Origin of the sequence: Streptomyces siamensis (assembly GCF_039543605.1) — a bacterium.
Taxonomy (GTDB): Bacteria; Actinomycetota; Actinomycetes; order Streptomycetales; family Streptomycetaceae; genus Streptomyces; species Streptomyces siamensis.
Window position 1 is genome coordinate 1 of the sequence record NZ_BAABKB010000058.1, and the last position, 753, is coordinate 753.

At 68.1% G+C, this 753-nt stretch carries 1 protein-coding gene; it reads left to right on the forward strand.

Annotated elements, in window-relative coordinates:
• The coding region (locus ABEB03_RS43680) for an alpha-amylase family protein (protein WP_459115359.1) at positions 1–753 on the forward strand (753 nt) is incomplete at both ends.

Genomic DNA, 753 nt, shown 5'->3' on the forward strand with positions numbered 1-753 from the left:
TGCCCGCGATCGCGGCGATGGGCTTCGACGTCGTGTACCTCCCGCCGATCCACCCGATCGGCAGCACCTTCCGCAAGGGGCCGAACAACACGCTGTCCGCGGGTCCCGGCGATGTGGGTGTGCCCTGGGCGATCGGCTCGCCGGAGGGCGGGCACGACGCCGTGCACCCGGACCTGGGCACCATCGACGACTTCGACGCCTTCGTGCGCCGGGCCGGCCGGGAGGGTCTGGAGGTCGCGCTCGACTTCGCGCTGCAGTGCTCGCCCGACCATCCGTGGGTGCACAAGCACCCGGAGTGGTTCCACCACCGCCCCGACGGCACGATCGCGTACGCCGAGAACCCGCCGAAGAAGTACCAGGACATCTACCCGATCGCCTTCGACAAGGACATGCCGGGCCTGGTCGCCGAGACCGTGCGCGTCCTCAGGTACTGGATGGACCACGGCGTACGGATCTTCCGCGTCGACAACCCGCACACCAAGCCGGTGGTGTTCTGGGAGCAGGTGCTCGCCGACATCAACCGCACGGACCCCGACGTGATCTTCCTCGCCGAGGCGTTCACCCGGCCCGCCATGATGCGTACGCTCGCGGCGGTCGGCTTCCAGCAGTCGTACACCTACTTCACCTGGCGCAACACCAAGCAGGAGCTCACGGAGTACCTGACCGAGCTGTCGGGCGAGACCGCCTCCTACATGCGGCCCAACTTCTTCGTGAACACCCCGGACATCCTGCACGAGTTCCTCCAGCGCGGCG